Here is an 8122-nt window from a genome sequence, read left to right on the forward strand (position 1 = left end):
CAGGATGTATATGATATGTTACAGTTGCAGTATAAGGAAGGGATCAAAACCTATCTCGATGTACTGGTGTCTGAAACAGAACTGCGCACGGCGCAACTGAATTTTTATAATTCCATGTACCAGGTATTGTCCAGCCGGATAGACCTGCAAAAAGCATTAGGAACCTTAACAGCTAATTATTAAATGGTAACCGGAACGGATATGAAAAAAATGAACCACATTGTCTTAATCAGCGCTGCCAGTATCCTGGGCTTTACTGCCTGTAAAGGACCCGCCCAGCAGGGAGCGCCCGCTATGCCCCCTACACCGGTAAATATTACGGAGGCATCCGTAGCACCGGCCGTTTATTACGATAAATATCCCGCCACGGTAGTTGCGCTGAACCAGGTGGAACTGCGTTCCCAGGTATCAGGGTTTATCACCGGGATCTTTTTTAAAGAAGGTGAAGTGGTGCAGAAAGGAAAGCCGCTGTATGAAATAGACCGCCGTAAATATGAAGCGGCTTATTTACAGGCGCAGGCCAATGTTGCCAGTGCCAAAGCGAGCTTCGACAGGGCAAAGAAAGATGACGACCGTTACCAGCGCCTGGCCGACCAGGATGCGGTAGCCCGCCAGATACTGGACAACGCGAAAGCCACCCTGGAAACTTCCCGCAGCCAGCTGGCCGCAGCAGAAGCGAGTCTTGCTGCCGTTCGTACAGACCTGGATTATTCCCTGATCAAAGCGCCGTTTACCGGGCGCATTGGCATTTCACAGGTAAAGCTCGGCGCGCAGGTGAGCCCCGGCACCACGCTGCTGAATACCATCTCCAGCGAAAACCCGATAGGAGTTGATTTCGTGATAACAGAAAATGAGATCTCCCGCTTTGCAGATATGCAGGGTGGTAAAGCCAGCGACTCCACTTTCCGCCTGCAATTATCCGACGGCACCGAATTCGTGCATGCCGGTAAGATCCTCGCCATTGACCGAGGAGTGGATAACCAGACCGGTACCATCCGCGTGCGGATTGAATTCATTAACCCGGACGACAGGCTGAAAGACGGTATGAGCTGCGTATTGCGCGTACTGAATGAACAGTCAGGCAACAGGGTGATCATCCCTTATAAAGCGATCACGGAACAGATGGGTGAATACTTTGTATTTGTTGCAAAAGACTCTGTGGCTGCCCAGCAGAAAGTACACCTGGGACCACGGATCGGCGACAGGATCGTGATCATGGATGGTATCCAGGCCGGCGACAAGGTGATCACAGAAGGCTTCCAGCGCTTACGCGATGGCGGTAAAATACAGATAGGAATACCAGCCGCTCCAACAGGCGCGCCTGCGAAGAAATAGTTTATCAGTAGAATCAACAGCAGAAGATCATGATTGCAGATACTTTTATAAAACGACCCGTAACGGCTATAGTGATATCTATAGTACTGGTACTGGTGGGCATACTGGCGATGATGAACCTGGCCATTGGCCAGTACCCGGAAATTTCGCCCCCCACTGTGCAGGTAACTGGTACCTATACCGGGGCGGATGCACAAACGGTGGAACAGACCGTGGCCACACCTGTGGAAGTGCAGGTGAATGGTACGCCGGGCATGACCTATATCAACACCAACAACACCAGTAGCGGACAAATGAGCATGACGGTAAACTTTGAAGTAGGTACCGACATCAATATTGCCGCGCTGGATGTGCAGAACCGTGTGGGTATTGCGCAGCCTACCCTGCCCCAGGAAGTACAGCGTTTAGGGCTCACCGTTAGGAAGCGTAACCCCAGTATCCTCATGCTGGTGGCATTGTACTCACCCAAAGGCACACACGATATTACGTTCCTGGATAACTATACCAACGTATATGTAAAAGATGCATTGCTGAGGGCAAAAGGGGTGGGTGATATTTTCACCCGTGCCGACGATTTCAGTATGCGTATCTGGCTGAAGCCTGATAAGCTTGCGGAGATGGGCGTAACCGCCGATGATATCCGCGCAGCGCTGGCAGAGCAGAACGCGCAGATCACCGCGGGCTCTGTAGGTGCGCCGCCGCAACAGGCAGGGCAAACATTTGAGTATAACATTTTCACAAAAGGACGTTTATCTACTCCTGAAGAATTTGGAAATATCATTGTTAAAACCCGTCCTTCAGACGGATCGCTGGTATACCTGAAAGATGTGGCCCGTGTGCAGTTAGGTAAATTTAACTACTCCGGTAACAACTTTGTGGATGGCAAACGCGCCGCCTACCTGCTTGTATACCAGGCGCCCGGAAGTAATGCCATTGAAACTGCCAAAAATGTGACGGCGGCCATGGAAGAGCTGAAGAAGCAATTCCCCAGCGATGTGGAATACGTAGTACCGTTTGAATCCATCTCCGTAGTAAAGGTATCTATAGAAGAGGTAGTGCATACTATTGTGGAAGCGCTTATCCTGGTGGTGATCGTGGTATTCCTGTTCCTGCAGAGCTGGCGCGCTACGCTGATCCCTGTACTGGCTATTCCGGTATCCATTATTGCTACGTTCATCTTCTTTATTCCGCTTGGATTTACCATCAACACGCTTACCTTGTTCGGTTTCGTACTGGCCATTGGTATCGTGGTGGATGATGCCATCGTGGTGGTGGAAGCGGTGCAGCATAATATAGACCATGAGAAGATGTCGCCCAGAGATGCCACCGCACTGGCCATGAAGGAAATATCCGGACCGGTAATTGCGATCGCGCTGATCCTGGCGGCGGTGTTTGTACCGGTAGGGTTTATACCTGGTATCGTGGGCCGTTTGTACCAGCAGTTTGCGATCACCATTGCCATCTCTGTAATGATCTCCGCATTTGTGGCGTTGTCATTAACACCGGCATTGTGCATCCTTCTGCTGAAGCCTATGCACCTGGATAAAGATTCGAAAGGGCTGAACAAATTCTTCTTTAAATTCAACCGCTGGTTTGGTCATACCACTTCCCGCTATTCTATAGGGGTGAAAAAGAGTATCCGCTATTTCCGCTTTGTGATAGTGATCCTGGTCTGCATTTTCGTAGGTACCATGATGTTGTTTAAGGGAAAGCCTACCGGCTTTATACCTACAGAAGATGAAGGCCGTATCTACATTACATTCGATTTGCCTGAATCTTCTTCTACAGAGCGTACCCTGGCTGTAATGCAGCAAATGATGAAGGACCTGGACAATACAGAAGGTATTGCCCACTATGCAGCGCTCGGAGGATTAAACGTGGTAAACTTTGCCACCAAATCAAACAGTGCTACTATCTTCTGCCAGCTGAAGCCATGGGATGAGCGTAAGCCGGATTCCCTGCAGGTTTTCGGGCTTGTGGCCACACTGCAGAAGAAGCTGTCGAAATACAAGGAAGCCAATGTGGTGGTAATTCCACCGCCGGCCATCCCCGGCCTGGGTTCTACAGCAGGTTTCTCCTTTGTACTGGAGCAAAAGGGCGCCGGTGAAGTAAAGGCATTTGAAGGCGTGTTGCAGAGCTTCCTGGCCGCTGCCAACAAGCGCCCGGAAATAGCAAAGGCATTCTCCTTCTTTACTGCACGCACACCCGGTTACCAGCTGGATATTGACCGTGAGAAAGCGAAGAAAATGGGTGTGAAGATCTCTGATATCGCTACTGCATTACAAACTTATATGGGTAGCGCCTATATCAACGACTTCACCATTTACGGCCGTAACTTCCGCGTGGTAACGCAGGCGGATTCCACTTACCGCGGGGATATCAAAAACCTGAGCCAGTTGTTTGTACGCAACAGCGCGGGCGCTATGGTGCCGTTAAGTTCTCTCACCTCTTATAAGGTGATAGAAAGCGCCCCGGTGATTTCCCACTACAACCTGTTCCGCTCGGCGGAAATAAACGGTAACCCGGCTCCGGGATATAGTAGTGGTGATGCTATCAACGCATTGAAGGAGGTGGCGGCGCAAACGCTGCCGGAAGGATATGGCTACGAGTTCTCCGGCTTGAGCCGTGAAGAGTTGCTGTCTGGCTCCAAAACCATATATATCTTCGCGTTGTCTATCATCTTCGTGTTCCTCTTTCTGGCCGCCTTATACGAGAGCTGGTCTGTACCGTTCTCCGTGCTGCTGGCGGTGCCTATCGGCGCCTTTGGGGCCATTACGGTGCTTACCTTCCTGCCTAAGCTGAGCAACAACGTATATGCGCAGATCGGGTTGATTACACTGATTGGTTTGTCGGCCAAGAATGCGATCCTCATCGTGGAGTTTGCAAAAGAGCGGGTGGACAAGGGGATGGACCTGGTAACGGCGGCAGTGGAGGCAGCGAAGCTGCGTTTACGCCCTATTATCATGACATCGATGGCCTTCCTGTTGGGTATCCTGCCGCTGGTATTTTCTTCCGGCGCAGGTGCGGAAGCGCGTAAAACAATGGGTTGGACCGTATTGGGCGGTATGTTCACCGCAACGTTCCTGGCCATCTTTATTGTGCCGGTGCTGTACGTGGTGATTACCCGTTTGGCCTACGGTAAAGAAAAGCTCCTTAAAATGAAAGAGAGCTACCAGGCTGTACCAGAGCACGATGTGCAGGGCAGGCTGTAATTATCAGCAGGGTTTATATTGTACATACACAGGAAGGCGTTGCGAAGGCAGCGCCTTCCTGCTTTTATTCGGGAAGGATACGCTTGCCGTCTTTATCAAAATGCCGGGTTAATTCCCACTCGGTATCGCCTACCAGGTACATGGTACCGGCTACCACAGCTCCAACAGTAATATACCAGAACCAATCCGACTGGCTTTCAAAAATGAGCGCACAGGCCACACCGGTGAGTATCAGCACCACGCCTACACGCCTTGAAATATAGGCGGCGTATTCATTGGCAGAGCGCCACATCTCAGGCGTTTTAGTGGACAGAACGCTACGGTAACCATACCATGATTTAGTGCTTTTAGGTGGGAAGCGGTGTATGAAATAACCCATGAGAAAAAAAAGTACGCCCGCAAAAATAGCCGGGTTGCAATAAGTGGAATGAAAGAAGCGTAGCCACATGGTCCGGGGTTTTGGTTACCATAAGTTACGCAAAAAAAGCGGATTTTGTCTGACTCAGGATTATGATGATTATACTGATTACAAGGATTTGATCTTGTTTGATTTTTAAAGGATTTGGGGAGATAAAAGCAAATATCCGCTTTCATCTCCCCAAATCCTTTAAAAATCCAAATGATCAATCAAAAAAATCAGTATAATCATCATAATCCTGAGTCAGACAAAACCCGCGTTAATGTTTCGTAGTATCCGCAGCTGGCTTCTTTTTGCCGAACAAGCCGTTCAGCGTGTTCTTCACGGATTCCCCGGCTTGTTTGCCTACATTTTCCAGTGGTTTTCCGGAGGATGTTTGTGAGGAATCCTTCTTTCCGCTGAGTTGATTTTTTAATTCGTTTTTCAGGGAATTCACAGCTGTGTTTTTGATCTGGTTAAGACTGTCCTTTACGGTGTTTTTTACGGTGTCGATCTTATTTTTTACCAGCGCTGTTGCCTGTGATTTGAGGTTGTTGGCAGTTTCGCGCAGGTCTGTTTTTACACTTGGCTTAAGGATGTTACCGGCCATTAATACCTGCAGGTGAACGCTGTCGCCCAGCTGAACAGGAATGCCTTTGCTTTGCGCCTGAGATGCCAGGTTGTTGACCAGCGTGTTACCTGCCGTGCCCATCAAACTGCGTGGCAGTGCGAGTTGCAGCGTATAGTCGAGCGACTGGTCAAACCCGTGTGAGCCTGCAATGTCCATTCGTATACCATTCACCGTTACCTTGAACGGGTTTACTTTTACACGGCCGTTTTCAAAGGAGAAATAGTTTTTGATATCACGCAGCGAGAGATCTTTCAGCTGTGAAATATTCAGGGAATTGGCCAGCTGGTCAACAGGGGCAAACTGTTTCAGGAACCCTTGTACAAGCAGCAGGTTGCCATCTCCGGTAAGTGTGCTCAGATCGGGCGACATATCCTTTCCCAGTTTGCCATGCATGGTTAACTGGGACGTGATTTTACCCGAAAGGAATTTGCCGATGGGCATTAATTTCTGTACGGTATTAAAGGTATTGAATGTTTGTTGCACATCCAGGTTTTGCACATCATAGGCCAGGTTGATATCGGGATTTACTTTGCTGGCTTTAGTGCTGTAGCTGCCGTTGATTTCCATAGTACCCTGCAGGGCATTGGCTTTCAGCTGCTGCATGGTTACGGTTTCATCTTTTACCAGCAGCTTACCGGATACATTGGTAAGATCGGCTTTATCATAATGGATCTTATTCACATTGGCCTGTAAGCCTAAGTTAAGGTTGGCCGGTACCGCAAAGGGAACGGCGGCAGCGGAATCTCTTCTCGCAGTGGCCGGTTCGGAAGAAGCAGGTTTATCGGTCCCCATCCATTTATCGAGATTTATTTCATCTGCCTTGAAGTTCATCTGCCCATCCAGCGGTTCATTTTTAAACGTATAGGCGAGCAGGTTATTTACTTCCCCGTTGGCCTCGAAGTTAGTGCCCAGGTATTGCCCCTTAAGATCCTTTACCGTTACGTTTTTAGGGTTGAACTGCAGGGAGAGGTTATTCACTTTCACACCATCGGGATAGTCTTTGCTTTTGTAGAGCATGTTGCTCAACTGCAGGGTGCCGGCGGCGTAGAAGCGGTCGTACTGTTGCTTTTCAATGGCGCTCATATTGCCTTTGGCGCTGATGTCTGCATCCAGCAGGCCGGATAAATTGGTGCCGGATTCCAGTTTTACGAACTGGGTGATTTTTGAGAGATCCAGTTTGCCTTTGGCGGCCGCGTCTACATAGAGGTCAGATACCGGCGTTTTAACGAGCATGCGCAGGTCGAGCGGGGTATTATCCATTTCCAGGTGGCCGGTAGGCATATCTATTACCGTATGATCCGGTACCCCATCAGGATTGCTGATCTTCATAGCAACCTGGATATTTTTTACCGGTTTGGGAAGATCGGGGTATTGGAAGAAGCCGTCTTTTACAGAAAGGTCCAGTCCAAATGCGGGCATCTGCACAGGGGAGTAAGTGCCTTTTACAAATCCGCCAAAAGCGGCGGTACCGCTGGTTTTTATCTTATCAAAATCTGTTTTGTATACAGTGGGTATTAAAGACAGCAGGTCTTTGAAATTAGTGGAAGGCGCTTTGAAGCTCAGGTCCATACCGTAGCTGGAATCGTTCACCAGTTTAAAGAAGCCTTGCAGGGCCAGTTCCAGGTTGTTGAGCGATGCCTTGCCATCTTTAAACGTATAGGTGTTACTGTTATTATCCACCTGGATAGCTGCATCCAGGGAAGTTTTTACCTGTGATAAATAAGGGATAAGGCCATACCTGAAAGTAACGCCGGAGGCGGTGGTACTGGTTTGCAGCAGGAACTGGTCTTGTGTAAAATCGCCTTTGCCCTGGTGGTTCAGGCCTGTAACCAGTAATTCCATGTTGCCCTGCCGGTCGTCATAATCTATCCACGCATCTTCAATTTTATATTGCTGCAGGCTGAGTGCAAAAGTACTTTTACCGGTATCTGCCGGGTTTACCGCTGCTGTATCCGGTTTGGTGATATTCCAGTTGGCAGCGCCGTTTTTATTTACAATAGCGTGTATACGTGGCTGTAAGAGGGCAATGTTATAGATGTCCATCTTATCTCCCTTAATAACGCTCATCAGGTTAAGGGCTACGTCTATCTGTTTTACAGAAAGGAGGGTATCGGCAGCAAATTCTCCGGTACCGATCACCTGCAATTCTTCCAGGCCCACTGCCAGCCGGGGAAAACGACGGAATAAGCTGATATCCACATCTTTAAAATCCACTTTGGCAGTCAGCTGTTTATTCAGTTCGGTTTTTACTTTCGCTATTATCTTGTCTTTAAAGAAATAAGGGATGGCAATTGCGGCCAGTATCAAGACCACTATTGCGATGCCCACAATTTTCAGGATCTTTTTGATCATAGGTTATTTATATTTTGGGGGTGAAGATAAGCATAATGTATAAAGGAGAAAATGAGGGTGCAGGACCATCTCTGCACTATTTCGTATTTTAGCGCCAATATTCAGCGTATGACACCGGAAAGAAGAGAAAAACTATTATCTGTATTGAGCAAACGGCAAGCTAATTTAACTGTAGTGCTGGAAGATGTGCAGGAC

The 8122-nt window shown here is 48.7% G+C and carries 5 protein-coding genes; 3 read left to right on the forward strand and 2 right to left on the reverse strand.

What is annotated here, in order from left to right; all coding sequences use genetic code 11:
* The 3 genes from VIM72_RS32015 to VIM72_RS32025 form a co-directional block, all read left to right on the forward strand.
* Window positions 1-183: TolC family protein (locus tag VIM72_RS32015; RefSeq protein ID WP_332006861.1), on the forward strand; the 183-nt coding region annotated here is incomplete at its 5' end.
* A gap of 18 nt (window positions 184-201) precedes the next feature.
* Complete coding sequence (locus VIM72_RS32020; protein WP_332006862.1) at window positions 202-1335, forward strand: efflux RND transporter periplasmic adaptor subunit; 1134 nt, start codon at window positions 202-204, stop codon at window positions 1333-1335.
* A gap of 29 nt (window positions 1336-1364) precedes the next feature.
* Window positions 1365-4547, forward strand: coding sequence for a multidrug efflux RND transporter permease subunit (locus VIM72_RS32025; protein ID WP_332006863.1), 3183 nt, complete (start codon window positions 1365-1367; stop codon window positions 4545-4547).
* A gap of 64 nt (window positions 4548-4611) precedes the next feature.
* Here VIM72_RS32025 and VIM72_RS32030 read toward each other — a convergent pair whose 3' ends face one another.
* A complete protein-coding gene (locus VIM72_RS32030) occupies window positions 4612-4995 on the reverse strand; it encodes an SdpI family protein (protein ID WP_332006864.1) in 384 nt (127 codons plus the stop codon).
* A gap of 229 nt (window positions 4996-5224) precedes the next feature.
* The gene (locus VIM72_RS32035; RefSeq protein WP_332006865.1) at window positions 5225-7927 is read right to left on the reverse strand and encodes an AsmA-like C-terminal region-containing protein; all 2703 of its coding nucleotides are present in this window, start codon (window positions 7925-7927) and stop codon (window positions 5225-5227) included.
* Window positions 7928-8122: the final 195 nt, after the last annotated feature.

This window comes from Chitinophaga sp., from assembly GCF_036569185.1.
In the GTDB taxonomy this organism is placed as follows: Bacteria; Bacteroidota; Bacteroidia; order Chitinophagales; family Chitinophagaceae; genus Chitinophaga.

Bases quoted from the DNA above. Each gene is read 5' to 3' on its own strand.
- VIM72_RS32020 (WP_332006862.1), top strand. From the start codon at position 202: ATGAAAAAAATGAACCACATTGTCTTAATCAGCGCTGCCAGTATCCTG.
- VIM72_RS32025 (WP_332006863.1), top strand. From the start codon at position 1,365: ATGATTGCAGATACTTTTATAAAACGACCCGTAACGGCTATAGTGATA.
- VIM72_RS32030 (WP_332006864.1), bottom strand. From the start codon at position 4,995: ATGTGGCTACGCTTCTTTCATTCCACTTATTGCAACCCGGCTATTTTT.
- VIM72_RS32035 (WP_332006865.1), bottom strand. From the start codon at position 7,927: ATGATCAAAAAGATCCTGAAAATTGTGGGCATCGCAATAGTGGTCTTG.